The organism is Microbispora sp. H10836, assembly GCF_012999525.1.
Taxonomy (GTDB): domain Bacteria; phylum Actinomycetota; class Actinomycetes; order Streptosporangiales; family Streptosporangiaceae; genus Microbispora.
Window position 1 is genome coordinate 40,090 of the sequence record NZ_JABBWU010000005.1, and the last position, 26,276, is coordinate 66,365.

The 26,276-nt window shown below is 71.1% G+C and carries 26 protein-coding genes and 1 pseudogene; 6 read left to right on the plus strand and 21 right to left on the minus strand.

Annotation, left to right across the window (positions count from 1 at the left end):
• Window positions 1–50: 50 nt before the first annotated feature.
• Complete coding sequence (locus HHX30_RS11595; protein ID WP_169981921.1) at window positions 51–1,085, plus strand: suppressor of fused domain protein; 1,035 nt, start codon at window positions 51–53, stop codon at window positions 1,083–1,085.
• Between the two features lie 7 nt (window positions 1,086–1,092).
• Here HHX30_RS11595 and HHX30_RS11600 read toward each other — a convergent pair whose 3' ends face one another.
• From HHX30_RS11600 to HHX30_RS41545, 6 genes are all read right to left on the minus strand, one after another.
• The gene (locus tag HHX30_RS11600; protein ID WP_169981922.1) at window positions 1,093–1,932 is read right to left on the minus strand and encodes a phosphatidate cytidylyltransferase; all 840 of its coding nucleotides are present in this window, start codon (window positions 1,930–1,932) and stop codon (window positions 1,093–1,095) included.
• A gap of 360 nt (window positions 1,933–2,292) precedes the next feature.
• A complete protein-coding gene (frr, locus tag HHX30_RS11605) occupies window positions 2,293–2,850 on the minus strand; it encodes a ribosome recycling factor (protein WP_169981923.1) in 558 nt (185 codons plus the stop codon).
• 9 nt (window positions 2,851–2,859) lie between these two features.
• Window positions 2,860–3,630, minus strand: a complete 771-nt coding sequence (gene pyrH, locus HHX30_RS11610) for a UMP kinase (RefSeq protein WP_169953526.1) — start codon at window positions 3,628–3,630, stop codon at window positions 2,860–2,862.
• Between the two features lie 53 nt (window positions 3,631–3,683).
• Entirely contained in the window at window positions 3,684–4,517 is an 834-nt protein-coding gene (gene tsf / locus HHX30_RS11615; protein WP_169981924.1) for a translation elongation factor Ts, read from the minus strand.
• A 192-nt stretch (window positions 4,518–4,709) separates the two neighbouring features.
• Window positions 4,710–5,615: a 30S ribosomal protein S2 gene (gene rpsB, locus HHX30_RS11620; protein WP_169981925.1), complete on the minus strand. Its 906-nt coding sequence runs from the start codon at window positions 5,613–5,615 to the stop codon at window positions 4,710–4,712.
• Between the two features lie 319 nt (window positions 5,616–5,934).
• Entirely contained in the window at window positions 5,935–7,539 is a 1,605-nt protein-coding gene (locus tag HHX30_RS41545; RefSeq protein ID WP_311922326.1) for a CoA transferase, read from the minus strand.
• A gap of 308 nt (window positions 7,540–7,847) precedes the next feature.
• Between HHX30_RS41545 and HHX30_RS11635 the strand changes: the two genes are divergently transcribed.
• The 4 genes from HHX30_RS11635 to HHX30_RS11650 all read left to right on the plus strand — a co-directional run bounded on the left by HHX30_RS11635 (window position 7,848) and on the right by HHX30_RS11650 (window position 12,273).
• Window positions 7,848–8,201, plus strand: coding sequence for a YraN family protein (locus tag HHX30_RS11635; protein ID WP_169981926.1), 354 nt, complete (start codon window positions 7,848–7,850; stop codon window positions 8,199–8,201).
• Between the two features lies 1 nt (window position 8,202).
• Window positions 8,203–9,759 (plus strand): YifB family Mg chelatase-like AAA ATPase, encoded by a 1,557-nt coding sequence (locus HHX30_RS11640; protein ID WP_169981927.1) that lies wholly within the window; start codon window positions 8,203–8,205, stop codon window positions 9,757–9,759.
• Window positions 9,759–11,105, plus strand: a complete 1,347-nt coding sequence (gene dprA, locus HHX30_RS11645; protein WP_169981928.1) for a DNA-processing protein DprA — start codon at window positions 9,759–9,761, stop codon at window positions 11,103–11,105. Before HHX30_RS11640 ends, dprA begins: the two co-directional genes overlap by 1 nt.
• A 247-nt stretch (window positions 11,106–11,352) precedes the next feature.
• A complete protein-coding gene (locus tag HHX30_RS11650) occupies window positions 11,353–12,273 on the plus strand; it encodes a tyrosine recombinase XerC (RefSeq protein WP_311922327.1) in 921 nt (306 codons plus the stop codon).
• A gap of 260 nt (window positions 12,274–12,533) precedes the next feature.
• Here HHX30_RS11650 and HHX30_RS11655 read toward each other — a convergent pair whose 3' ends face one another.
• From HHX30_RS11655 to rpsP, 10 genes and pseudogenes are all read right to left on the minus strand, one after another.
• Window positions 12,534–13,238 (minus strand): M23 family metallopeptidase, encoded by a 705-nt coding sequence (locus HHX30_RS11655; protein WP_249349935.1) that lies wholly within the window; start codon window positions 13,236–13,238, stop codon window positions 12,534–12,536.
• 73 nt (window positions 13,239–13,311) lie between these two features.
• Complete coding sequence (locus HHX30_RS11660; protein WP_036327164.1) at window positions 13,312–13,635, minus strand: DUF2469 domain-containing protein; 324 nt, start codon at window positions 13,633–13,635, stop codon at window positions 13,312–13,314.
• A gap of 54 nt (window positions 13,636–13,689) precedes the next feature.
• Window positions 13,690–14,415 carry a ribonuclease HII gene (locus HHX30_RS11665; protein WP_169981929.1) on the minus strand — a complete coding sequence of 242 codons (726 nt, stop codon included), beginning with the start codon at window positions 14,413–14,415 and terminating at the stop codon, window positions 13,690–13,692.
• 78 nt (window positions 14,416–14,493) lie between these two features.
• Entirely contained in the window at window positions 14,494–15,198 is a 705-nt protein-coding gene (lepB, locus tag HHX30_RS11670) for a signal peptidase I (RefSeq protein WP_310742371.1), read from the minus strand.
• Window positions 15,199–15,218: 20 nt separating this feature from the next.
• Entirely contained in the window at window positions 15,219–16,067 is an 849-nt protein-coding gene (lepB, locus tag HHX30_RS11675) for a signal peptidase I (RefSeq protein ID WP_169981930.1), read from the minus strand.
• A gap of 108 nt (window positions 16,068–16,175) precedes the next feature.
• Complete coding sequence (gene rplS / locus HHX30_RS11680; protein ID WP_169981931.1) at window positions 16,176–16,541, minus strand: 50S ribosomal protein L19; 366 nt, start codon at window positions 16,539–16,541, stop codon at window positions 16,176–16,178.
• A 311-nt stretch (window positions 16,542–16,852) separates the two neighbouring features.
• Window positions 16,853–17,617, minus strand: a pseudogene (trmD, locus tag HHX30_RS11685) (tRNA (guanosine(37)-N1)-methyltransferase TrmD); the annotation flags it as partial.
• Window positions 17,618–17,626: 9 nt separating this feature from the next.
• Window positions 17,627–18,145 (minus strand): ribosome maturation factor RimM, encoded by a 519-nt coding sequence (gene rimM, locus HHX30_RS11690; RefSeq protein WP_169981933.1) that lies wholly within the window; start codon window positions 18,143–18,145, stop codon window positions 17,627–17,629.
• Window positions 18,146–18,321: 176 nt separating this feature from the next.
• A complete protein-coding gene (locus tag HHX30_RS11695; protein ID WP_079320659.1) occupies window positions 18,322–18,564 on the minus strand; it encodes an RNA-binding protein in 243 nt (80 codons plus the stop codon).
• Window position 18,565: 1 nt separating this feature from the next.
• Window positions 18,566–19,021 (minus strand): 30S ribosomal protein S16, encoded by a 456-nt coding sequence (gene rpsP / locus HHX30_RS11700; RefSeq protein WP_169981934.1) that lies wholly within the window; start codon window positions 19,019–19,021, stop codon window positions 18,566–18,568.
• Between the two features lie 266 nt (window positions 19,022–19,287).
• Here rpsP and HHX30_RS11705 point away from each other — a divergent pair, with 266 nt between their 5' ends.
• Window positions 19,288–19,980 carry a DUF4232 domain-containing protein gene (locus tag HHX30_RS11705; RefSeq protein WP_169981935.1) on the plus strand — a complete coding sequence of 231 codons (693 nt, stop codon included), beginning with the start codon at window positions 19,288–19,290 and terminating at the stop codon, window positions 19,978–19,980.
• A gap of 205 nt (window positions 19,981–20,185) precedes the next feature.
• On the opposite strand, the gene ffh is transcribed toward HHX30_RS11705, so the two are convergent.
• The 5 genes from ffh to HHX30_RS11730 form a co-directional block, all read right to left on the minus strand.
• The gene (ffh, locus tag HHX30_RS11710) at window positions 20,186–21,733 is read right to left on the minus strand and encodes a signal recognition particle protein (RefSeq protein WP_169981936.1); all 1,548 of its coding nucleotides are present in this window, start codon (window positions 21,731–21,733) and stop codon (window positions 20,186–20,188) included.
• Window positions 21,734–21,858: 125 nt separating this feature from the next.
• Window positions 21,859–22,410: an ATP/GTP-binding protein gene (locus HHX30_RS11715; protein WP_169981937.1), complete on the minus strand. Its 552-nt coding sequence runs from the start codon at window positions 22,408–22,410 to the stop codon at window positions 21,859–21,861.
• A gap of 7 nt (window positions 22,411–22,417) precedes the next feature.
• Window positions 22,418–22,825 carry a DUF742 domain-containing protein gene (locus tag HHX30_RS11720; protein ID WP_169981938.1) on the minus strand — a complete coding sequence of 136 codons (408 nt, stop codon included), beginning with the start codon at window positions 22,823–22,825 and terminating at the stop codon, window positions 22,418–22,420.
• Between the two features lie 4 nt (window positions 22,826–22,829).
• Window positions 22,830–23,258 (minus strand): roadblock/LC7 domain-containing protein, encoded by a 429-nt coding sequence (locus tag HHX30_RS11725; RefSeq protein WP_169981939.1) that lies wholly within the window; start codon window positions 23,256–23,258, stop codon window positions 22,830–22,832.
• A complete protein-coding gene (locus HHX30_RS11730; protein ID WP_311922328.1) occupies window positions 23,255–26,038 on the minus strand; it encodes a nitrate- and nitrite sensing domain-containing protein in 2,784 nt (927 codons plus the stop codon). Before HHX30_RS11730 ends, HHX30_RS11725 begins: the two co-directional genes overlap by 4 nt.
• Window positions 26,039–26,276 lie beyond the last annotated feature (238 nt).

Genomic DNA, 26,276 nt, shown 5'->3' on the forward strand with positions numbered 1-26,276 from the left:
TTTACATTCTGTCTGGCGGTCGAATCCCGGAGGCGTACGAGAGGTGAGGTGTGGACACCACTGTCGTGCTCACCAGCCCCAACCCCTACGGGAGCCGCACACTGACGATCGAAGCCGACCGGACCTCCTCCGTAGCTTACCTTCGCGATGCGAAGGGGATCGTCCACGGAGCGGTCTGGCTGGCCAACCACGTCCCCGCGCCCGCCGAGGCCGATCTCGCCCGGGCAGGCGCCGGGCTGCCGCCGGTGATGCCCGAGGCGCACACCGCGCACCCCTCCGGCCGGCCGCCACTCGACGCGGAGTCGCTGTCGGTGCTGTGGTTCGAGGAGGGCGACGGCGTCGCCCTGTACGAGAACGACACGCTCCTGGCGGTCATTCCGGCGTGGGCCGACCTGGAGCGCGGCATGCCCGGGTACGCGCGGGACGCCGTCGGGGAGTCGCCGTTCGCCTGGCCGCTCGGCGAGGCGCTGGAGGGCCTGTCCCCCCGGGTGGCCAAGGCCCGCGCGTACTGGCAGTGGCGGCAGGCGGAGGGCAGCTGGGCCACCTACCAGCAGTTCGTGCTCGGCCACCTCGACGGCAGGCTCGGGCCGCCGGGCCGATACTGGGACGTCGGCGGCGGCCGGTTCCCCATGGTCGGGGTCAGCGAGCGGCCTGCCACGTTCACCCGGGACTACACGGTGCTGTCCACCGTGGGCATGAGCTGCCAGCGGATGCCCGCCGCGGAGATGTACGACACGGCGTGCCGCGTGGAACTCGCGCTGGCGACCAGGCAGGATCCGAGGGTCGCCGCACGGCTGTTCGCCTGGCTCGGGCAGTATCCGTGGCGGTCGGTGACGTGGCTGGGACACGGGCACACGGCCCGCTGGTTCCAGAACCCGCTCACGTTCCCGTTGGACGGCGGGCACCAGGGGGTGCTCATGCTGACGGACCCGCCCGGCCTGCCGGACATGTCAGGATTCGTCTTCGGCGGTGACGCCGTACGGTGGCTGTGGTTGCTCCCGCTCACCGAGTCCGAGCTGCGCCTGGTGGCCGACCACGGCCATCGGGCGATCAGCGAACGGCTGGCGATGACCAGCCGGCTCTGACAGGCTGTCAGGCGACCGGGACCAGGAGCGTGAGCAGCAGCCACACGGGGACGAGCGTGAACAGCAGCGAGTCGAGGCGGTCCATGGCCCCGCCGTGCCCCGGCAGCAGCGTGCCCATGTCCTTGATGCCGATGTCTCGCTTGATGACCGACTCGACCAGGTCGCCGAGCGTCGCGCACACCACTCCGGCCAGGCCGACGACGGCGCCTTCCCAGTACTCGCCCCGCAACAGGAAGTGGACCAGTAACGCGCCGCCCACGACGCAGGCGAGGGTGGACCCGGCGAAGCCCTCCCAGGTCTTCTTCGGGCTGATGAGCGGGGACATCCGGTGCTTGCCGAGGAAGATCCCGGCGAAGTAGCCGCCGATGTCGCTGCAGACGGTGACCGCGACGAAGACGATCACACGGTCCGGCCCGTCCTCGGGAGCCAGCAGCAGCGGCACGAAGCCCGCCAGCAGCGCGGGATAGACCGCGACGAACACCGCGGCGGTCGCGTCCCTGACGAAGCCTTCGGCCCCCTGGAACATGCGCCAGGCCAGCAGCACCATCACGGTCACGCCGAACGCGCCGACCAGGAACGTCGTGCCGCCCCAGTAGGGCCCGAGCACCATGGCCGCCATGCCGGCCAGCAGGGGCGGCAGCGGCACCCGGATGCCGAACCCGCCGAACGCCTTGACGATCTCGTGTATGCCGACGCCGACGGCCAGCAGGACCACGACCAGGAAGGCGACCTTGACGGTGTAGAGCGAGCCGATGACCGCCGCGCCGAGCGCGACGCCGACCCCCACGGCGGCCGGGAGGTTGCGGCCCGTACGGCCCGACGACTTCTTGGCGGCGTCACCTTGCATGCCCGAAGCACCGGTTCCTTCCGGGTCCCCGAGACCGCCCGGCGTGGATGCCGTGCCCGCACCGGAACCGGCGACCCCGCTCTGGGCGGCGCCACGGTCCGCGCCGGCACCGGCGAGGCCGTTCGACGCGGAAGCCTGCCCGGCGCCCGGACCGGCGCCGGTGCGGCCACCCGACTCGGGACCGTGTCCGGCACCTGTGGGGCCCGCCGGGCCCCCCGCCGGGTTCCGGTCGCCGGCGGCAGCAGTTCCGTCCACAGCGTCCCACTCTCTATATACGCGTGATCCTTGTGCCGCCCGCTCTCGCGGTGCGGCACAAGGATCACGGTCGTGCCTTGCGGGCCCGGGTGCCGGGCCGCGTCGTCAGACCTCGAGCAGCTCGGCTTCCTTGTGCTTCAGCAGCTCGTCGATCTTCGCGACGTGCTTCTGGGTGAGGTCGTCGAGCTCCTTGACCGCGCGATGGACCTCGTCCTCGCCCGCCTCGCCGTCCTTGACGAGCTTGTCGAGGATCTCCTTGGCGTGCCGGCGGATGTTCCGTACCGACACTCGGCCGTGCTCCGCCTTGTTGCGGGCGACCTTGATGTACTCCTTGCGGCGCTCCTCCGACAGCTCGGGGAACACCACGCGGATCACGGTGCCGTCGTTGCTCGGGTTGACGCCGAGGTCGCTGTCGCGGATGGCCCTCTCGACCGCGTTCAGCGAGCCCTTGTCGTACGGCTGCACGAGCACCATGCGCGCCTCGGGGACGTGGAACGACGCGAGCTGCTGGATCGGTGTCGGCGACCCGTAGTAGTCAACGGTGATTTTGTTGAACATCGAGGGCGTGACGCGGCCGGTGCGGATGCTCGCGAAGTCATCCTTGGCGACCGTCACCGCCTTGTCCATCTTCTCCTCGGCCTCGAGGAGGGTTTCGTCGATCACTGCGGCTCCCTACTTCCCTGCCGGACTCACCAGCGTGCCGATCTTCTCACCACGAACCGCCCGGAGGATGTTGCCCTCGCCCATGAGGTCGAAGACCACGATGGGCAGGCCGTTGTCCATGCACAGGCTGATCGCGGTGGCGTCCATGACCCCGAGACCCCGCGTCAGCACCTCACCGTACTCAAGCTGGTCGAACCGGACCGCGTCGGGGTTCTTGCGCGGGTCCGAGTCGTACACACCGTCGACCTGGGTGCCCTTGAGCAACGCCTCGGCGCCGATCTCCAGCGCGCGCTGCGCCGCGCAGGTGTCGGTCGAGAAGAACGGCGAGCCGAGGCCCGCGCCGAAGATCACCACGCGCCCCTTCTCCAGGTGGCGGATCGCGCGGCGCGGCAGGAACGGCTCGGCGACCTGCTGCATCGTGATCGCGGTCTGTACGCGGGTGTCGATGCCGCGCTTCTCCAGGAAGTCCTGCAGGGCGAGGCAGTTGATGACGGTCCCGAGCATGCCCATGTAGTCGGCCCGGGCGCGGTCCATGCCGCCCTGCGACAGCGCAGCGCCGCGGAACATGTTGCCGCCGCCGACGACGACCGCCACCTGCACGCCCTCACGGACCGCTTCGGCGACCGAGTCCGCCAGCTGGGCGACGACACGCGGGTCGATGCCGAGCGACTCGCCGCCCGCGAAGGCCTCGCCCGACAGCTTCAGCATCACCCGCTTCCAGCGCAGCGTCCCGTCGTACGACGAAGCCGCCGGCGTGGCGGGTCTGGTGTTCTCCTGCACGGCGGCGGCCTCCTCGGTAGTCAGCGCGGGTCGAAAAGCTCCTGGCAGTAAGCCTAAGCCTGGCCGACCTTGTAACGGGTGAAGGCCAGGACCTTGACGCCGGCCTCCTCCGCGACCTTCTTGATCGTCTTCTTGTTGTCCTTCACGAACGCCTGCTCAAGCAGGGTGAAGTCCTTGTACCAGCCGTTGATCCGGCCGTCGACGATCTTCGGGATGGCAGCCTCGGGCTTGCCCTCCTCGCGGGTCATCTGCTCGAACAGCGACCGCTCCTTCTCGACGACCTCGGCGGGCACCTCGGCGGGGCTCAGGTACTTCGGCGCCATCGCGGCGGTGTGCTGGGCGATGTCCTTGGCGATCTCGGCGTTCGGCGTGTCGAGCTGCACGAGCACGCCCACGGCCGGCGGGAGCTGCGGGTCGGTCTTGTGCATATAGGAGGTGATGAAGCCACCCTCCAGCAGCGAGAACCGGCGAATCTCGATCTTCTCGCCGAGCGCCGCGTTGGCCTCGTCGAGCAGCTCCTTGACGGTCTTGCCGTTCAGCTGGGACTCGAGCAGGGTCGGCACGTCGCCGGGCTTGGTCGCGACGATGTGCCCGACGATCTCGGCCGCGAGCTCCTGGAAGCGCTCGTTCTTGGCGACGAAGTCGGTCTCGCAGTTGAGCTCCAGCAGCGCCGCGAGGGAGTCGCCCTCGTGCTTGACGGCGACCAGGCCGTTCGAGGCGGTGCGGGCCTCGCGCTTGCCGACGTCCTTGGCGCCCTTCAGGCGCAGGATGTCGACGGCCTTGTCGAAGTCGCCCTCGGACTCCTCGAGCGCCTTCTTGCAGTCCATCATGCCGGCGGCGGTCAGCTCACGAAGGCGCTTGACGTCGGCCATGTTTACGGAAGCCATTGTCCAATTTCCTCTTCGGGACCCGGATGAATCGTCTGGGGGGTGGGCACCCTTGCCGAGCGCCCACCCGGTGAAGCCCTCAGTGCGGGGGGTGTGTCCCTACCGCACCGGAACCAGGTCGCTGCCTGGGAGATCCCCGCCCGTCGCGGCCGGCCGGAGGCGCCGCGCCCGGCGGGGACCCATGGTCGTACCTCAGGCCTGCTCGTCCTGCGCGGGCTGCTCGGCGGCCGGAGCCTCAGCGGCCGGAGCCTCAGCGGCGGGGGCCTCGGCGGTCTCGGCAGCGGGAGCCTCGGCGGTCTCGGCGGCCGGAGCGGCCTCGCCGCCCTCGAGGAGCTCGCGCTCCCACTCGGCCAGCGGCTCGGCGGCGGCGACGCCCGCGGGCTTCTCGTCACCGCGGCCGGCGCCCGCACGGGTCATGAGGCCGTCGGCGACGGCGTCGGCGATCACGCGAGTGAGGAGGCTGACGGCGCGGATCGCGTCGTCGTTGCCCGGGATCGGGTAGTCGACCTCGTCCGGGTCGCAGTTGGTGTCCAGGATCGCGACGACCGGGATGCCGAGCTTCTTGGCCTCGTTGATCGCGATGTGCTCCTTCTTGGTGTCCACGACCCAGACCGCGCTCGGGACGCGGGCCATGTCACGGATACCGCCGAGGGTGCGCTCCAGCTTCTCCTTCTCGCGGCGGCGCATCAGGAGCTCCTTCTTGGTGAGCCCGGAGCCGGCCACGTTGTCGAAGTCGAGCTCCTCGAGCTCCTTCAGCCGCTGGAGCCTCTTGTGCACGGTGGAGAAGTTGGTGAGCATGCCGCCCAGCCAGCGCTGGTTCACGTACGGCATGCCGACGCGCGACGCCTGCTCGACGATCGACTCCTGCGCCTGCTTCTTCGTGCCGATGAACATGATGGTGCCGCCGTGCGCGACGGTCTCCTTCACGAAGTCGTAGGCACGGTCGATGAACGACAGCGACTTCTGCAGGTCGATGATGTAGATGCCGTTGCGCTCGGTGAAGATGAAGCGCTTCATCTTCGGGTTCCACCGGCGGGTCTGGTGGCCGAAGTGGACGCCGCTCTCCAGCAGCTGCCGCATGGTGACGACAGGGGCCATGGTGATGGTCCTCCATGGTCGTGTGCCCTCGGGCACGGTCTCGGTTGGTCACGCGGGCGTCTTGCCCGCGCCCTGACGCCCCGAGCCGCTTCCACCGGACGTGGTCCGGACCGAGAAGGCGGCTCGTGAGTGGGCGTGCGAATTCGGCCCGCCTAGCAGGCCGTCGAACAGTCTACCCGGATCCGCTCCTTCAGTTGACCCTTGCCGGATCAGCACCCCGTCTCGTCACCACGCGCCTCGACGGCCACGCGGCTGACTCCACATCAGGGGGCCGGGATTCCGGAGGCCGACGTTCAGGAGGAGGACTCAGGAGGAGGACTCAGGAGACCGGGGCCCATGAGGCGGGGTGCTCCCCCTGCCGGGGCGGCGGACTCGTCCAGTGAGGCCGCGCGCCGTCCGCGGCGCCGGGCGGCCTCACATAGGTGAGCGTGCCGAAGTGGCTGTCCATCGTGGCCAGCAGATCGTCCACCGGGGGCTGCCGCACTACCCCCTCCGCGTCGATCCTGCCGAGCTCGTCGAGCCACGCCGCGGTCCTCGCCAGCGACACCTCGACGTGCCAGGAACCGCCCTCGGCCGCCCTCCTGAGCAGCGCCGCGACCGCGCCGAACGCGGCCAGGTAACCGGTGCCGTGGTCGAGTGCCTGCGCGGGCAGTGGGCTGGGCCGCAGGCCGTCGCCGTTCTCGTGGGCGATTCCGCACGCCATCTGGACGAGGCTGTCGAATCCTCTCCTCGAGGCCCACGGCCCGCGCCCGCCGTACGCGGAGATGTCGACGCAGACGATGCCCGGCCGCAGGGCGGCGAGGTCGTCCGGCCCGAAACCCCTGGCCCGCAGGGCCCCTGGCCGGTACGCCTGCACGACCACGTCGGCCTGGCGGACCAGGTCGCGCAGCCTGTCCGCCTCCGACCGCAGATCGATGTGGCACGACCTCTTGCCGAACGCCGTCTCCACCACGAGCCCCGGCACCTCCGGCAGGTGCGCGGCGCCCACACGCAGCACGTCCGCGCCGTACGCCGCGAGCGCCCGCGCGGCCACCGGTCCGGCGATCACGCGGGTCAGGTCGAGCACCCGTATGCCGCTCAGCGGTCGATGCGGCCCGGCCGGGAGGCCGGTGGCGGGGTCCGCAGGCATCTCCCCGGCCCATGCGCGGCCCTCCGTGGAAGGGCCGGTCCGGCTATGGCCGGTCCCGCCACCGCTCCCGCCGCGGCAGGTTCCGCTGCGATCGGACTCGCTGTGATCGGACTCGCTGCGGCCGATCTCATCGCGGCCGGTTCCGCCTCCGCGCGGCCGGCCGTCCCCTTCCCCGTCGGGCAGCCGGGAGACGCCGACAAGAGGAAGACCGGCCAGCGCCCGGGCCTGCGGGTGCGCGAGCCACTCCGCCCTGCTCCGCATCGCCGCCGCGCAGCCGCCCGCGCGAATCACGGCTTCCTCGATGTCGACCGCCGCACGGCCGGCACACGCCCTTGCGACGTCCTCCTTGCCCGAACCCGGGGGCAGCCCGAGCGCGCGCACGGCGGCGTCGCGGTGATGGTCGAAGTTGCAGTGGAGCCGCACCCAGCCGTCCGATGCGCGGTAGTCCCCCGAGAGCGCGGCCCAGACGTCCATGCCCTTCCCGTCGGTGCGGAAATGCCGCTCGCTCTGGAAGGCCACGGCGGCATGGCGGACATCGATCGTCACGTCCAGGTCGTGGTGCACACCGCGAGACGCTTCCGGGCCACCGAGCCCTTCCTCGCCCCTCCCCTCGGTCCGCACGACAGTTCGCGCGGCGTACGCGGCGACGGCGGCGGTGAGGGCGCCGGCCGAGGCCGCGGCCATCGTGCCGATGGGGAAGACGGACGGCAGCACGGGATCATCTCCGGTGACCCGGACATCCGGCAGGGCGACCCCGGCGCTCGCGCCCAGCTCCCTGATCACTTTCGTGGTCACTGCCGTCTCCTCACTTCCGATGCCCGGCGGCATGCTCCGTCGAAGCGGAGCCGCCACCCGCCTCCGGGGGACCCGGGCAAGTATTCATGCCTGTCGCAGTCTGCCCGCGGCCGCCCCTCCCGCTTCCGCCCCTGGCCTCGCCTGTGGACGGCAAGAGCGCTCTCTCCCTGCTCACCTGCGGCTTTCTCCGCCCGTCCACAGCCACCGACCCGCGTGCCGCGCTTGTCCCCCGCGCTTGTCCACAGAAAGAGGTTCGGTGGCACGGGCGGGAGGCCGGGTCGGCGATCGTCTGCGCCGGAGGTGGTCCCATGGCGGCGAAGGATCGGCTGGGCAGGCAGGGCGAGCAACTCGCCGTGACCTTTCTGACGGCGAAAGGCATGCACGTACTCGACCGCAATTGGCGCTGCGCGGAGGGCGAGATCGACATCGTCGCCCGCGACGGCAACGCGCTGGTGATCGTGGAGGTGAAGACCCGCTCCGGGCGCAGCCACGGCACCGCGTTCGAGGCGGTGACCGGCGCGAAACTGCTGCGCCTGCGGGTGCTGGCCGGCAGATGGCTCGCCACGCGCACCGAGCGCTTCGACACGATACGGATCGACGTGATCGCGATCGAGCGGTTCGCCGGCGACTTCTCTCTCCGGCACGAACGCGGGGTGGTCTGAGATGCCCGTCGCCCGGACGCACTGCGTCGGCCTCGTGGGCGTCACCGGGCGCCTCGTCGAGGTCGAGGCCGATGTCGGCCCCGGCGTCGCCGGAACGCACTTCATCGGGCTTCTCGACACCGCGATCAGCGAAGCCCGGGGCCGTGTGAGATCCGCGCTGATCAACAGCAGGTTCGCCTGGCCGGACGCGCGGGTCACCGTGAGCCTGTCCCCGGCCACGCTGCCCAAGCGGGGCTCGCTCTTCGATCTGGCCATCGCGATCGCGGTGCTCGGCGCGGCCGGCGCCGTGCCCGCGCAGCGGATCGCGGCGCCGATGTTCCTCGGCGAGCTCGGTCTCGACGGGCGGGTCCGTCCGGTCCGGGGCGTGCTGCCGGCCGCGCTCGCCGCCGCCGAGGCGGGGGTGCGCACGGTCGTGGTGCCCGCGCTCAACTCCGCCGAGGCCGCCCTCGTGCCCGACCTCACCGTGGTTCCCGTCGCCACGCTCGGCGAACTGGTGGGATGGCTCCGCTCGGGCGACCTGCACCGGCTTCCGGTCGTGGCGGAGGCCGCCTCACTGTCGCGGGACGCCGAGCACATCGCGCACGCCGGGGGCCCGCCGTGGCCGGACCTGTGCGATGTGGCCGGGCAGCCGATGGGCCGTAAGGCGCTGGAGGTGTGCGCGGCCGGCGGGCACAACCTGTGGATGCTGGGCCCACCGGGGAGCGGCAAGACCATGCTCGCCGAGCGCCTGCCCACCCTCCTTCCGCCGCTCGACCAGGAGAAGGCGCTTGAGGTGTCCGCCATTCACTCGGTGGCCGGAACGCTTCCGGCGGGGCGCCCACTGCTCACCCGGCCCCCCTTCATGGCCCCGCACCACAGCGCGACGATGGCGGCCGTCGTCGGCGGTGGAAGCGGAGGCGTCGTGCGGCCCGGAGCGGTGTCGCTCGCGCACCGGGGCGTGCTCTTCCTCGACGAGGCCCCGGAGTTCGCGACCACCGTGCTCGACTCCCTGCGGCAGCCTCTCGAGTCCGGAACGGTGACGATCGCACGGGCTGTCGGCGCGGTCACGTTCCCCGCCCGGTTCACGCTGGTCCTGGCGGCCAATCCGTGTCCGTGTGGCCTGCAGGGAACGGTTGGACACCCCTGCAGGTGCACCCCCGCGGGGCGGCGCCGCTATCTCGACCGGCTCTCGGGTCCGCTGCTGGACCGCGTCGACGTGAAGATGAAGATCGGCCGAGCCACCCGTGCCGAGTTGCTCGCGGACCGGCACTTCGTGGAGACCAGCGCGACCGTGGCCGAGCGGGTGAGACTGGCGCGCGAACGGGCCGCCAGGCGATTGTCCGGCACCCCCTGGCGCACCAACGCCGAGGTCTCCTCGTCCGCGTTGCACCGCGACCTCCGCCTGCCCGACACCGCGATGGCCCCGCTGCACCGGGGCCTCGACGTTGGCACGCTCAGCGCACGTGGCCTGGACCGCGTGCTCCGCGTCTCCTGGACGCTCGCGGATCTCGCCGGGAAAGACCGTCCGGGCCAGACCGAGACTTCGGCGGCCCTCGCACTATGGCTCGGAGTGGACTGATGGAAGCGACCGAATTCCGCGCCGCCGACGACGGGCCGGCCGTCGACGCCCTCGCCCGGGCGGCGGGCACGCCCGGCACGGCCGGGAACGTCGATGGCCCAGCCGGGAACACGACGGACGCGGTTGAGAACGACGACCTGGCCGGGAACATGGATGGCTCGGCCGGGGACGACGCGGGCGGGCCGGACAGGGCGGAGCGGCTGGCCCGGGTGGCGATCATGCGCATGGCCGAGGCGGGCGACGCGGTGATGGGCCGCTTGATCGCCCGCTACGGTCCGGTGGGCGCAATGCGGCAGGCGAGACGCGGCGTACTGGATCCCGGCTTCGCGCGCGACGAGAGGGACCGCGCCGACGCTTCCCCGCGCCCTCTCGATCTCGGCCGGCATGCGGCCGCCTGGGCGGCCCGCTACTCGGACCCCGCGGCCGACCTGGCACAAGGCAGGCAGCGAGGAGCGCGGCTCGTCGTCCCGGGTGACTCCGAATGGCCGACTCAGCTCGACGACCTCGGGGACGCCCGGCCGTTCGGCCTGTGGGTGGACGGACGGGCGAACCTGCGGTTCTCCTGCCTGCGCTCGGTGTCCGTCGTCGGAGCCAGGGCCGCGACCGCGTACGGCACGACCGTGGCGGCCGAGTTCGCCATGAGCCTCGGCGGACGTGGGTGGACCGTGGTCAGCGGAGGTGCCTACGGGATCGACGGCGCCGCCCACCGGGGCGCACTGGCCTCCGGGACCCCCACGGTCGTCGTGCTCGCCTGCGGGACGGACGTGTGTTATCCCAGCGCCCACGAAGACCTGTTCCGTGCCGTGCGCGAGCAGGGCGTGGTGATCAGCGAGTGGCCGCCGGGCGCTCACCCCACCCGGCTGCGGTTCCTCATCCGCAACCGGGTCATCGCGGCCCTGTCGCGGGGAACCGTTGTCGTCCAGGCGGCCGCGCGCAGCGGTGCGCTCAACACGGCCACTCACGCCTGGGGCCTGAACCGGCATCTGATGGCCGTTCCCGGCCCCATCACCACCGACGTCTCCGCGGGTTGCCACGTCCTGATCCGTCAGGGCAAGGCCGTCTGCGTCACAGCGCCCGAGGAGATCGTCGAACTCGTCGGCTTCATCGGTGACGACCTCGCACCGGAGCGACGCGGACCCGTGCGGCCTCGTGACGGACTGAACGACGAGACCAGGCGTGTGCTCGAAGCGATTCCCGCACGGCGTGCCACGGGTCCCGCCGCGATCGCCGTCGCCGCCGGTGTGGACATCGGAACCGCGCTCGCCTGCCTCGGCGCCCTGGCCGCCGCGGGGTTCGTCGAGAACGTGGACCGGGGGTGGCGGCTGCGGCCCGAAGCACGCGAATGAACCGGCGACACCGCGCGCAGCGGCCCGCCCGGGAACGAGGCCCGTGTATAGCATGCGGGTCGTGGCCGTGTTCCTTCCCCACGGCGTGCGGGAACGAGACGCTCATGCGCATCGGATGCCGCTCGTGGGCAATAGGACCACAAGAGATGGGACCCGGCCGGTCCCTCGCCGCGGCACCGGGTTACGAGGCGCCGGCGGGCGGCGGCGACCGTGCCCATCGAGCGGGAAACGAGGGGAAGGACGCGCCGTGGCAGCGGGCGAAGGGCAGGGGCTCGGGGAGTTCGACGCCGTCCTGGAGCGGTTCGAGCGGCATCTACGTCTCGAACGCGACCTGTCGCCGCACACGACCAGGGCGTACCTGGGAGACATCTCCTCGCTGATCGCCCACATGAGGGCCGCCGGGCACGAGAACATGTCCGGTCTCGACGTGGCCGTCCTGCGCGACTGGCTGGGAGACCAGCACCAGGCCGGACGATCGAGGGCGACGCTCGCCCGCCGTTCCGCCTGTGTCCGCGTCTTCACCGCCTTCTGCCACCGGCGGGGGTGGCTGGCGAGTGACCCCGGGTTGCTCCTCGGCACGGCGAAGGCCGAACGCCGGCTGCCGAAGGTGCTGGACCAGACGGAGGCCGAGGCCGTCCTCAGCACGCAGGGACCTGGCGACCCCAGGGACCTGCGCGATCGGGCGATGCTGGAGCTGCTGTACGCGACCGGCATACGGGTGAGCGAGCTGTGCGGCCTCGACGTCGACGACGTGGACCGGGACCGCCGTACAGTGCGCGTGCTGGGCAAGGGACGCAAGGAGCGGACGGTGCCCTTCGGGCTGCCCGCGCTGCACGCCTTGGACGCCTGGTGCGTCCGGGGCAGACCCCTGTGGGTGCGCGAAGGGAGCGGCCCCGCGCTCTTCCTCGGCGTACGGGGAGGCCGGATCGACCAGGGGACCGTCAGGCGCGTCGTGCACGCCCGTCTGGCGCAGGTCGAGGGGGCACCCGACATGGGCCCGCACGGGCTGCGCCACACCGCCGCCACGCACCTGCTCGAAGGCGGGGCGGACCTACGATCCGTGCAGGAGATGCTCGGGCACGCGTCCCTGGCCACCACACAGATCTACACGCATGTGTCGATCGAGCGGCTGCGGGCCGCCTACCGCCAGGCCCATCCCCGCGCCTGACCATCGCGGACGCGTGTCGTCCGTCAGCCCGCCGGGAACCTCCTGCGGCTGCCGGAATCCTTTCGCCCGTCAGCTCGAACCGTCACCAGGGGCCGGGCTTCCCCCGGCGCCACGCCCCACCGGTGCTCCAGTGCGCACGCCAGGCGAACCAGGCCCGCCGCGGCCGGAGGCACCCGTGCCCGCGACCGGCCGAAGCGAACGCCGGAACACCGCCGGAACACCGCCGGGGCGCGTCCGGCCGCCCGGGAGGCCGAACCGGCTCACCATGGACTCGGACGGGCTCCGCTGGCGGACCATCGGGGCAGGAGGCGGACCTGCCCCCGGCCGAACAGCAGGAGCGGGTCCAGGTAGAGGCGCCCGCGCAGAAGTCCCCAATGCAGGCAGGAGGCGGCGCAGTGCGCGGCGCCGTCCTCCTCGACGGTGCCGATGACCTGACCGGCCGCGACGACGTCACCGGGCCGGACCAGGGCGCGGACCGGCAGGTAGGTGGTGCGCAGGCCACCGGGATGGAAGATCGTCACGACTCCTCGGCCGGCGATCCGCTCGGCCAGGCCGACGGTTCCCGCTCCTGCGGCCATCACCTTCTCCCCGGGCCGTGCGGCCAGGTCCACGCCCCGGTGACCGGCCAGCCACCGCTGCGCGGGCGGATCGAAGCGCCTGATCGGACGTGCGGGCCCGGAAAGCGGCCACCGCCACCCGGACGCGTCACGCTGCCCCGTCCTGCCCGGCGCGCCGGGCGTGACCTGCAGGGCCCGTGCGCCCTGCAGGTCCGGCATGACCGGCTGCGTGACGCCACGAGGCCGGGGCGCCGCGGCCTCCTCGGTCCCGCGCGCCCTCGCCGTCCCGACGGCCGCGTGAGGCCCCATGAGGACCGGGGCGGCGACCGGCACGAGGGCGGCATCGCGGGGACGCGTGAGGGCCACGGTCAGCATGGACAGCACGAGCACGTACGCGACGAGACGCATGCCACGACGATGACGCCCCGCAGGCCTGCGCAGAGCGGCCGAACGCCGTTCTGGGGACAGGCTCCGGGCATGGTCAGCTCGAGAAGCCCTCCTTGGGCATCTCGAGGTCGGGCTTGGCCAGTTCCTCGATGTTGACGTCCTTGAAGGTCACAACCCGAACGTTCTTCACGAAACGGGCAGGGCGGTACATGTCCCAGACCCAGGCGTCCTGCATCTTCACATCGAAGAAGACGTCACCGTTCTCGGCGGTGCGCACGTCGAGATCGACGGAGTTGGTGAGATAGAAGCGCCGCTCGGTCTCGACCACGTAGGTGAACAGGCCGACCACGTCGCGGTACTCCCGGTAGAGCTGCAGCTCCATCTCGGTCTCGTACTTTTCGAGATCTTCCGCGCTCATCCCGGTCCTCCTCTTCCACGCCCCGTCGAGATCCCCCGCAGGCACCGGCCCCGTTCAGACGACACCGGCCCCGACCTCATTCTCGCGCATGTCCTCATCCTGCCCCGTCCACAGGCCCTCGGCCGGGATCCGTGTCCCACGAGTCACCCTGGCCACCGTCACGAACGAGAACCGATGGTGGGGGCTCGGGCCATGCCGGGCCAGGGCCCGCCGGTGGCCGGGAGTCACGTACCCCTTGTGCAGGGCGAAGCCGTACTGCGGATAGATCTCGTCGAGGCCGTGCATCAGCCGGTCCCTCGTCACCTTCGCCACGATCGAGGCCGCCGCCACACACGCGGCGACCTGGTCGCCCTTCCACACCGCCAGCGACGGCGCGGGCAGCCCCGCCACCGGGAAACCGTCCACGAGGACGTAACCGGGTACGAGACCCAGCCCGGCGACGGCCCGCCGCATCCCCGCGACGTTGCACTTGTGCAGGCCGCGCGCGTCGATCTCCTCGGGAGGGATCACGACCACGTTCACGGCCCGGGCGGTCGCCGTGATCCGCTCGTAGAGGCGTTCACGGACGGCCTCGGTCAGGAGCTTGGAATCGGTCAGTCCGTCGATCTCCCGCCCCAGCACCACCGCGGCTACTACCAGGGGCCCGGCGCAGGCGCCACGCCCGGCCTCGTCCACCCCGGCGACCGGCGTGAACCCCCGCCGGGCCAGGGCCCGCTCGTAGCCGTAAAGTCCGGAGTCCCGTCGTACGACACTCGGGCGCGGGCGATAGACAGCTGTCATGACGACTAGCAGATTACGCCCCATTCAGGACCGGCGATACGGCCGGAACCGTCATCAGCGGCAAAGCCGCAGGTGAGATCAGCGTACGGCGGAGAAAGTCTCGGGCCGGGACAGGAACGAGATCCGGTTCAGCGGCCAGTAGCGCAGGAACGCCCGTCCGATCACGTCGTCCTCGGAGACCGTGCCCTGATGCCCGTCCTCCATGTTGGAGCGCGAGTCCGCCGAGTTGTTCCGGTGGTCGCCCATCAGCCACAACCGCCCCTTGGGGACCTTGACGTCGAACTCGCGGCCGGAGGGATAGACCCCCGGGTAGAGGTACTTGTTCTCCTCGTCCAGCGGCGTCCCGTTCACCGTGATGCGGCGCTTGGCGTCGCAGCACTTCACGTGGTCGCCACCGACGCCGATCACCCGTTTGATCGTGTCCTCGCCGTCCCAGCCCTTGAAGACCACGATGTCGCCGCGCTCCACGGGGCCGAGCTTGTACGCCAGCTTGTTGACCACCACGTAGTCGTCCACCAGGAGCGTGTTCTGCATCGACTCCGACGGGATGTAGAACGACTGCAGCAGGAAAGCGTGGACCAGCAGGGCGACGACGACCCCGCCGAGCACGTACAGGAGGGTCTCCAGAAGGCCGGAGCCCTTCTTCTTCGCGGGCCGGCCCTTCTCGTCGCCGGTGGTCCGCTCGTCTTCTCCCCCGGCCCGCACCGCCGCCGCCTCCGGAACACGGTCCGCCGCCCCGGCCGGCCCTGCGGTTCCTAAGCGACTCTCGTCGGCGTCTCCCACGGCTGTCTCCTCCGGCTCTGTCACGTCCGCCTCGCCAGCCGCCTGCGCAGGGCCACCAGCGGCACGGCCCCCGCGAGGCCCGCGACGAACGGCGCGGCCCCGAGGGCCGCCTGGAGCGCCGGCTGCGCGAACGTCTCCGGAATCGGCAGGATCTTGGCCCGGTCGAACGGCCAGACGATGACGAAGGCACGGCCGATCACCTTGTCGGCGGGGATGGTGCCGCCACCCGGGTCACCCATGTGCAGGCGGGAGTCCCAGGAGACCGAGCGGTGGTCGCCCATCACCCACAGACGGTCCGGCGGGACGGTGACCTCGAACTCGCGCCCGGACGGCTCGTCACCGGGATACAGGTACGACTTCTCCTCCAGCGGCACGCCGTTCACTGTGACCCGGCCCTGCTTGTCGCAGCACTTGACCTTGTCGCCCGGCACGCCGATGACGCGCTTGATGTAGTCCTTCTCCCCCGGCACGACCCCGAACGCGTTGCCGAGCCAGCGCAGCCCCGCCGCGATGGGGTTGGACGGCTCCTCGAGCTTCACCTCGGGGTCCCAGGAGTCCACCCCGGAGAACACGACGATGTCACCGCGCTCGATGTCGCGTACGTGGTAGACCAGCTTGTTCACCAGCACGCGGTCGTTGATGAGGAGCGTGTTCTCCATCGACTCGGACGGGATGTAGAACGCCTGGACCACAAAAGACTTGATCAGCAGGGCCAGGGCGAGGGCGACCACGATCAGAACGGGCAACTCCCGCCAGAACGAGCCTTTTTTCTTCCCGTCCTCGGCGTTCTGCTTGACGTCTTCTGCGACCACGTCCACCCCGTCCTCGGCGGGGCGGCGCGTGCCCGGCCCCTGTCCCTCGCTAGCCATCGCTGCTGAGCCTAGATGATGTCCACGACGGCGAGCGTCGGGGACACCGCATCACCGGCAAAAAGAAAGTGGCCCGCGCCTGGGGCACGGACCACGATCTTCAAAGCCTTACTTGCCGGCCGGCTGCGCCTCGCGCTTCTCGCGGATGCGCGCGGCCTTCCCGCGCAGGTCACGCATGTAGTACAGCTTGGCCCGGCGGACGTCGCCGCGGGTGAGCACGTTGATCTTCTCGATCACGGGGCTGTGAACCGGGAAGGTGCGCTCGACGCCGACGCCGTAGCTGACCTTGCGGACCGTGAACGTCTCACGGATGCCACCGCCCTGGCGGCGCAGGACGAAGCCCTTGAACACCTGGATGCGGGACCGGTTGCCCTCGACGACGCGGACGTGGACCTCCAGCGTGTCACCCGGGCGGAAAGCCGGTACGTCGCTGCGAAGGGCAGCCTTCTCGATCTCCTGGATCTGCGTGTGCATGGCGTCGGTTCCTCATTGACATGGGCACACGGAGGTCCACCCGGCCGGGCCGGAGGCTCGGCGACGAGGGGGACACGCGTGCTTGGCTTGATACGTCTTGTCTGCCGCGTCCAGACCGGGACGCACCCGGCCATGCCGAAGTAGGCAGCAGCGATTCAGTCTGCCATACCTTCCGGCCCTGCGCGAAACGCAGTGCCGGATTCGGCGGCGGAACGGCACCCCTCAAGGCGCCCTTCAAGGCGCTCCTCACGACGTTCCTCAGGGCGCTCTTCGCCGCACTTCCCACGGCGCTCCTCAGGGCGCTCCTCGAACTCCTCGATGACGCGCCGGTCGTGCTTGTCGAGGCCGTCCCGGTCGAGCCGGGCGGCCAGTTCCGGCCTCCTGGCCAGCGTGCGCCGCAGGGCCTCGTCGCGCCGCCAGCGGGCGATCCTGCCGTGATGGCCCGACAGCAGGATCTCCGGCACCTCGTGCCCCCGCCAGACGGGGGGCTTGGTGTAGACGGGGCCTTCCAGCAGGTTGGCCATGGCACCGGGCGCGAAGGAGTCGTCGGCGACGGAGCGCGCGTTGCCGAGGACCCCCGGCAGCAGCCTCCCCACGGCCTCGACCATCACCAGCACGGCCGCCTCTCCCCCGGCTAACACGTAGTCGCCGATGCTCACCTCGTCGGCGCGCAGACGCTCGCCGTACTCGGCGACGACGCGGGAGTCGATGCCCTCGTAGCGGGCCGGGGCGAACAGCAGCCACGGCTCTTCGGCGTACTCCAACGCCACTTCCTGCGTGAACGGCCGGCCGCTCGGCGTGGGCACGATCAACCGGGGCAGCGCGTCCTCCCCGGAGGCGGCTCGCCCGTTCTCGATCACAGCGTCGAGGGCCTCACCCCAGACCTCCGGCTTCATCACCATGCCGGGGCCCCCGCCGTACGGCGTGTCGTCCACGGTCTTGTGGACGTCCCGCGTCCAGTCCCGAAGCTGGTGGAGGTGGATGTCGAGGATGCCGCGCTCCCGGGCCTTGCCCATGAGGGACACGTCGAGCGGAGCGAAGTACTCCGGGAAGATCGAGACGATGTCGACGCGCATGTGCGGCCCCTACTCCGCCTCTGCGGCGTCGAGCAGGCCGGGCGGTGCGTCGACGACGAGGATTCCCTTGTCGAGGTCGACCTCGGGCACGAGCGCCTTGACGAACGGGACGTACGCCTCGTCACGGGACGGACGGGCCACCACGAGCAGGTCCTGTCCGTGGTGGAGGACGTCGCTGACCTCCCCGACCCGCTCCCCCTCGGTGGTGACCACCGTGAGGCCGATCAGTTCGTGGTCGTGGAACTCGTCGGGGTCCTCGATCGGCGGCAGGTCCGCGGAGTCCACGACGAGCAGCGTGCCGCGCAGCGCCTCCGCGGCGTCCCTGCCCTCCACACCGGCCAGGGTCAGCAGCAGGATCCCCTTGTGCCACCGGGCCCGCTCCACGGTCAGCGGCCCGGCCGAGACCGGGTCGGTGGCCAGCGTCGCCCCGGGGGCGAAGCGCAGATCCGGCTCGTCGGTGCGCACCTCGACCGTGACCTCGCCCCGCACGCCGTGCGGGCGGCCGATCCTGCCCACGACTAGCTGCACTTGTCGCCTACCTCCGCTACCGCTTTATCGCGACTTCTACGCGACTTCTCCGCGACGGTTCGGACGCCACCGTCCGAACCGCCTGTCACCGCGAACCGCCCGGATGAGACCGATCCTGAGCCGGAAAACACGCCGGGGGACCCCTGTGCGGGGTCCCCCGGACGCGTCAGTTCGGCTCAGCGCGCCTCTTCCAGGTCGACCAGGTCGATCCGCACGTACTTGCCGTTCGACAACGCGTTGACGACGGTGCGCAACGCCTTGGCCGTACGGCCGCCACGGCCGATGACCTTGCCGAGGTCGTCGGGATGAACCCGGACCTCGAGAACGCGCCCGGTGCGGATGCGCCGCGCGCGGACCCGGACGTCGTCCGGATGCTCGACGATGCCCTTGACCAGGTGCTCGAGGGCCTCCTCGAGCACCTCAGGCCTCGCCTTCCGGCTTCTCCTCCGCGGCCGGGGCCTCGGCGGTCTCTTCGGCCTTCACGGTCTTCTTGGCCTTCTTCGGCGTGGTCGCGGCGGCGCCGGTGTCACCCGAGAGCGACTCCTTGGCGGCGGCCTCGTACGCGGCGTGCCGGTCGGGCTTGGGCTCGGCGACCTGGAGCGGCGTGGCGGGGGCGGGCTCGCCCTTGAACTTCTGCCAGTCGCCGGTCAGCTTGAAGATCTTCAGAACCGGGTCGGTCGGCTGCGCGCCGACGCCCAGCCAGTACTGCACCCGCTCGGAGTTCACCTCGATGCGCGAGGGGTTCTCCTTCGGGTGGTACAGGCCGATCTCCTCGATGGCACGGCCGTCCCGCTTGTTCCGGGCGTCGGCGACGACGATGCGGTACTGCGGGTTGCGGATCATTCCGAGCCGCTTGAGCTTGATCTTGACTGCCACGGGTGTGGTCTCTCCTGCATTAGAGCGTGGGTGAGCGGTGTCTCATCGAGTGGGGCACGACGGGAGCCCGCCCGAGGGACAGGCGCGACCGGCGGGGGTGAGAGGGCACCCGCCTGGTCACGATGTTCCAGCCTGACATTCTGCCAGATGATTCCCCATGCTCCGCCAAGGACGGTTCCACCGCCGCCCTGATTTCGGCACGGATGTGCCCATGTCTCCGGAACGGGCATGCGAACTGATCGCGCTGGTGAGCCGTCCAACCGGACATGCGAGTCACCACGAGCAGGACCCTGGCGGCGGGGGCGGCGGCCCTCGCCCTGCTGGCCACCGGCTGCGCGACGAACGCCGCGCCCTCCGCGGCCGCCGCGCACCCCGTCACACAGACGCCCCCGCGACCGGCAGCACAGACGGCACCGCACACGACACCACAGACGACACGGCACGCCACAGCGGCCACACCGGACACCGCCGCGGACGCGGGACGGGCCACCCCGGCGGGCGCGGCGTCGGTCCGGTACGGCGCAGCCGCACGCACCGCGGGTGCCGCCCCGGCGCGGTGCCGTACGACCGGCTTGCGGGCCAGGGTGGGACGGCAGGACCCGGCGGCGGGCAACCGCTACGCGCCGCTGGTGCTGACCAACACCTCGGCGAAGACCTGCTGGGTGTACGGCTTCGTCGGGCTCGTCCTCATCGACGGCCGGGGCGACGTGCTGCGGACGCGCACCCGCCGCGAGAGCGTCACCCCGCATCGGGTCACGCTGCGCCCCGGGGCCAGCGCGCATGCCCGGCTCCACTGGACGGTGGTGCCGAGCGGGCACGAGACCCGCTGCCCCGCCTCGGCCCGGTTGATGATCATCCCGCCGGACGAGGTGGCGCACCTTGAGGTCCCGTTCAGCGCGACGGTGTGCGACGACGGCAGGATCGACGCCAGGCCGATGGCCCCGGGCGCGAGCCTCTGACGCACCGCGCCAGCCTCTGAGGGGCACCGCGCGAGCCTCTGAGGGCACTTCGCGAGCCTTCGACAGGCACCGCACCGGCCCCCGACGGCCCTGCGCGGGCCTGCCGACGGCCCTGCGCGTGCCCTGACGCAGGCACCGCGCGGGCCGGCGGTGACGCGGGACCCGCCGGCCGGGAACGGCGGGCGGGTCCGGCTGCCGTGGTCCGTCAGTTCTGGCCGGGCAGCTTCAGCTTCGACGGGTCGAAGCCGGGCGGCAGCTCCAGGCCGGGGGGCAGCTGGCCGCCGCCGAGGTTGCCGAGCATGCCCTTGGGCAGCTTCGGGGCGTCCTGCGACGACGCGTTCGCGCCGGCCTTGCCGAGCGCGGCCTTGCGCGGGTCGCCGCTGACGCGACGGCCCTTCTTGGGCTTCTGCGCCTTCTGCTTGCGCCCGCCGGGCATGCCCGGGATGCCCATGCCCTGGGTCACCCGCTTCATCATCTTCTGCGCCTCGAAGAAGCGGACCACCAGGTTGTTCACCTCGGTGACCGTGACGCCCGATCCCTTGGCGATGCGCGCCCGCCGCGAGCCGTTGATGATCTTCGGGTCCTGGCGCTCGCCGGGGGTCATCGAGCGGATGATCGCCGCGATGCGGTCCAGGTCGCGGTCGTCGACCTGGTTGAGCTGGTCGCGCATCTGCCCCATGCCCGGCATCATCCCGAGCAGGTTCTTGATGGGCCCCATCCGGCGGACCATCATCATCTGCTCGAGGAAGTCCTCCAGCGTGAAGCCGTCACCGGAGACGAGCTTGCCCGCCATCTTGGCGGCCTCCTGCTCGTCGAACGTCTTCTGCGCCTGCTCGATCAGGGTGAGGATGTCACCCATGTCGAGGATCCGGCCCGCCATGCGGTCGGGGTGGAAGGCGTCGAAGTCCTCGAGCTTCTCGCCGGTGCTGGCGAACATGATGGGCCGGCCGGTGACGTGCCGCACCGACAGGGCGGCGCCACCGCGGGCGTCGCCGTCGAGCTTGGTCAGCACCACGCCGTCGAAGCCGACGCCGTCCATGAACGCGCGGGCCGTGCTGACCGCGTCCTGGCCGATCATGGCGTCGAGGACGAACAGGACCTCGTCGGGGGTGACCGCGTCGCGGATGTCGGCGGCCTGCTTCATCAGCTCCTGGTCGATGCCGAGGCGGCCGGCGGTGTCGACGATGACCACGTCGTGCTGCTGGCGGCGCGCGTGGTCCACGGACTGCCGGGCCACCGCGACGGGGTCGCCCACGCCGTTGCCCGGCTCGGGGGCGTACACCGCCACCCCGGCCCGCTCGGCCATGACGGCGAGCTGCTGCACCGCGTTGGGCCGCTGCAGGTCGCAGGCCACGAGCAGCGGGGCGTGCCCCTGGTCGCGCAGCCACCTGGCGAGCTTGCCGGCCAGGGTCGTCTTACCCGAACCCTGAAGACCGGCCAGCATGATGACGGTCGGCGGGGTCTTGGCGTAGCGCAGCCGCCGCGTCTCGCCGCCCAGCACCTCGATGAGCTCGTCGTTGACGATCTTCACGACCTGCTGCGCGGGGTTCAGCGCCTGGGAGACCTCGGCGCCGCGGGCCCGCTCCTTGACCCGGGACACGAAGTCCTTCACGACCGGCAGCGCTACGTCCGCCTCGAGCAGCGCGATGCGGATCTCGCGGCAGGTCGCGTCGATGTCGGCGTCGGAAAGCCTGCCTTTGGACCGAAGGGAGGAGAAGACCGAAGTCAGCCGGTCGGAAAGCGTCTCGAACACGTGTTTGGCCAGCCTCGAAGCGAGTGGACGGGTCGGTGGACAGTCAGTCTCCCCAGACTATCCGCCCGCGCGGCTTTCACGCCCGCGCCGCGGTGGTGAGATCCCGGAGGAACCGGGCCGTCCCCTCACCGGATCGCGCCCACATGGGACGACAGCGCGTGCTCGACGAGCGTGATCAGGGTGCTCTTGACCGATTCCCGGTCCCGGGCGTCGGTGCGGACGATCGGGACGCGTGGCGACAGCGTGAGGGCGTCGCGGAGCTCGTCCTCGCTGTGGGTGTACTCCCCGTTGAAGCCGTTGACGCCGACGACGAAGGGCAGGCGGGCCTCCTCGAAGTAGTCGACCGCGGGGAAGCTGTCGGCCAGCCGCCGGGTGTCGACCAGCACCACCGCACCGATCGCCCCCCGCACCAGGTCATCCCACATGAACCAGAACCGATGCTGACCCGGCGTACCGAACAGATACAAAATCAGATCCCGGTCCAGCGACACCCGCCCGAAATCCATCGCCACCGTCGTCGTGGTCTTGTGCGGCACCAACCCCACATCGTCCACTCCCGCCGACGCGTCCGTCATCACCGCCTCGGTCGTCAACGGCACGATCTCCGAAACCGCCCCCACGAAGGTCGTCTTCCCCACACCGAAGCCCCCCGCAACGACGATCTTCGTCGAGGTCAACCCCCGGCTAGAGCCTGCGAAGTCCACTGAGCACCCTTTCCAGCAAGTTCAGATCCGGCTTACCGGCCTCCAACTGCGGCTGATGCACATGCACCAGCCCCTCCGCCGCCATGTCCGCGATCACCACACGAACCACACCCAGCGGAATCCGCAGCAACGCCGACACCTCCGCCACCGACCGCACCTGACGGCACAGGGAGGCGATGGCCCGATGCTCCGGCGGCCTCGTGGACAGGTCGTAGTGCGTGGTCGTGGCGGAGGAGACCAGCGCCTCCAGCGCGAGCTGCATGCGGGGCGTCGTACGCCCGCCGGTCACGGTGAACGGGCGGACCGGAGAGGCGGGCTCCTCGGGGATCGGAGCGCCCGGCTGCCGTCCCCACGGGTCCGCACCGGGGTCCTGACCCCATGGATCCATCGCGTCACCTCCGGGGGTAGGACACGGATTGGAGTTCGGCGCGGACCGCGGGAGTCAGCACCTGACCCGCGCGTTCCACCAGCAACGTCATCTGATAGGCCACCAGACCCAGATCCGAATCCGCCGCCGCCAGCACCGCCAGACAGGACCCGTCACTGATCGACATGATCAGCAACAACCCCCGCTGCATCTCCACCACCGTCTGCGTCACCGGGCCACCCTCGAACACCCGCGAGGCACCCTGCGTCAGACTGATCAACCCGGCCGCCACCGCCGCCAGCTGATCCGCCCGGTCCTTCGGAAACCCCTGCGAGAACGCCAGAGGCAACCCGTCCGCCGACACCACCACGGTGTGCGCCACGCCGGGAACCGAATTCGCGAAATCACTGATCAGCCAGTTCAGGCCGCGCGCCCCCTGGCTCAACTCCCTCATGCGCCGTCCCCTTTCGCCGTCGGATAGCCCTCGTCCTCGCTCAGTTCGCCCCGGGCCACCGCCCGGCCCTGCCGTACGCCCTGCTGGAAGCTCGCCAGCCGGCTGCGGGCCCGGTCGGGCGACAGGAGCGGCTGCTGCGGGGACGCGGGCGCCGCGGGCGGTTCCGCGGAACCGGGCACCAGGTTGGCCTTCGGCACCCGCTTGGGCAGGCCGGAGATGGTCGTGCCGTCCGACGCCGGCTTCTCGGCGACGGCGGCCGCGGCCTGCCAGCCGGCGTCGACCGCCGAAGTGTCCTGCCAGCCCGATCCGGTGTCGCCGGCGGGCTCGCGGCGGAACCAGGCGGACTCGACGGAGGCGAAGATCGGCAGGTATTCCTCGGCCGCCGGCGGCCCGGTCTCCGCCCCGCTCGGACGCACGCCGCCCGGCTGGACGGGAGCGCCGACGGGAGCGCCGTGTATCGGACCGGAGATCGAGACCGGTCCTGTCGTCGCCGGCATCGCGCCGGGCCTCGCCGGGACGGGTCCGGTCACCGCGGGCAGAGGCCCGGTCACCGCTTCGTCCACGCCGGACGACCGGCCGCGTATCCGGGTGAGCGGATCGTGGAGAGCCGGCGCGGCGACCCCGGAGCCCGGCCCGTGCTGACGACCCCAGCCCCCGATGCCCTGCTGCGCCGTCCCCTCCACGGCCTGCCGCGGGCTCCAGGCGGGGGCGAACGCACCCTGATAGGCCTCCGGCTGGTACGCCGGATGGCTGATGATCGACTCCGGCAGCAGGACCATGGCGGTGAGCCCGCCTCCGTCGTGCGGCCTGAGCTGGACCCTGATGCCGTTGCGCAGGGCGAGACGGCCGACCACGAACAGGCCCATCCGCCGCGACACCGACACGTCCACCACCGGCGGGTTCGCCAGCCTCCAGTTCGCCTGGCCGATCTCCTCGGGGGTCATGCCGATGCCGGAGTCGGTGATGGAGACCATCACGCCGCCGCCGTCGATCCGGTTGCCCGAGACCACCACTTTCGTGTCCCGCGGGGAGAACGACAGCGCGTTCTCCACCAGCTCGGCGAGCAGGTGGATGACGTCGTTGACGGCCTGGCCGACGATCGACACGTCGCCCGGGAAGTTGAGCACCACCCGCTCGTATCCCTCGACCTCCGACAGCGAGGCCCGGATGACGTCGGTGATCTCGACGGGCCGGCTCCAGCGGCGTGCGGACTCCTGCCCGGCGAGGACCAGGAGGTTCTCACTGTTGCGGCGCATGCGGGTCGCCAGGTGGTCGAGCTTGAACAGGTCGCCGAGCCGCTGCTCGTCCTGCTCGCCCTGCTCCAGGCCGTCGATCAGGGTGATCTGGCGTTCCACCAGCGTCTGGGTGCGCCGCGACAGGTTCACGAACATCGCGTTGACGTTGCTGCGCAGCCGGGCCTCGTCGCCCGCCAGCCGGATGGCCTCGCGGTGGACCTCGTCGAAGGCCCGCGCGACCTCGCCGATCTCGTCGGCGGAGACCACGCCGATCGGCTGCACCTCGGCCTGTCCCGTCGCGCCGCCCTCGGAGTCGCGCAGCCGCTGCACCAGAGTGGGCAGGCGGTGCCCGGCGACCTCCAGCGCCTCGCTGCGCAGCCGCCGCAGCGGCCGTACGAGAGAGCGCGCCATGACGGCGGTGATGAGCAGGACCAGCAGCAGGACGACGACGACCATGCTGATGCTGAGCACTGCGACGTTCCGGTCGGAGCTCTGCAGGGCGGCGCTCCGGCTGACGATGGACTTGGTCAGTCCGTCGGTCACGTCGCGCATGAGGTTGGCCTGCTCGCTGATCGCGTCGAACCAGAGGTCGGCGTCGGTCCCCCTGCCGCTGAGGTTGCGGATGGGCTGCCCGGATCTCACGAGGTAGAGCACCCGGTCGACGAAGAACCGCGCCCGGTCCACCTTCTGGTCGGTGACGGTGTCGTTGTAGAGCTGCCGCTCGTCGGTGGTGGCCACGGCGGTGAACGCCGCCAGCTCGCTCTGCTCCCTGGCCGCCGCGCCGGTGAAGGCGTCGAGCTCCGCCTGGTCGAGCCGCTGCCGGACCAGTCCCGCCGCGAGCAGCGCGCGCTGCTCCGACACCGCCTCCTTGGCCCGAGCGAGCGCCCCGAGCGCCTTGATGCTCGCGTACAGGCCCTCGTCCGGCACTCCCTGGCCCGCCGCGTCGTACAGCTTCATCAGGTCGTCGGTGACGAGCCGGTACTTCTCGATGCCGCGCAGCGGCGGGAGCTGCGTGTCGAGCACGATCTTCCGGAACGCGGTCAGGTCGGCCAGCCGGGCCAGGGCACGCGACAGGTCTTCCCGGCCGAGCCCGCCCAGCGCGTCCCCGCTCGTCTCGGCCCGCGCGCTCACCTTCTGCGCGGCGGCGTCCACGGCCTCGTGCTGGTTCTTCACGAGGGTGAGCAGGTCGCCGTCACGACGGCCGCCCGCGACGTACTCGATCGCCAGGTCCCGCTCCAGCTGGATCTCGTGGAGAAGCATGCCGATGCTGCCGACGAGCTCGACGGCGTCGCGCACCCGCTGGTACTCGGCGGCGCTGGCTATCGAACTCGTCACCCGCAGGCCGCCGAGCAGGACCGCGACGACGGTGGGCAGCACGATCAGCGCGACGAGCCGGGTCCGCACCCGCCAGTTCTTCAGCTGCATCGAGTTGCCGACCGCGGGATCGGCGGGGGGCCCGCCGTCCACGGAGGACGCGCCGGCGGCGGGCTCGGGGACCGGTTCGGGCTCGGCGCGGCGACCGCTCTCGATCGTTGCTGTCCTCACTGGCGCAACCTCTCGCGCTGATCTCAGGGATAAGGCTCCGGGGTCGCTCTAATGCGAGAGCCCGCACATCACCGGGCAATTTGAGCATAAGGCGTCGAGATAGACAAAGAGCATGGCATTTTGGAGCGGTCCAGCTTTTCGCCCCGACCAATATGTACGCGCACAAGACGGCGACGAGCAGGGCGAAAGTGATATCGGACGGGACATGCGCGAGGACCCCCCTCATGGAACCGGTCCA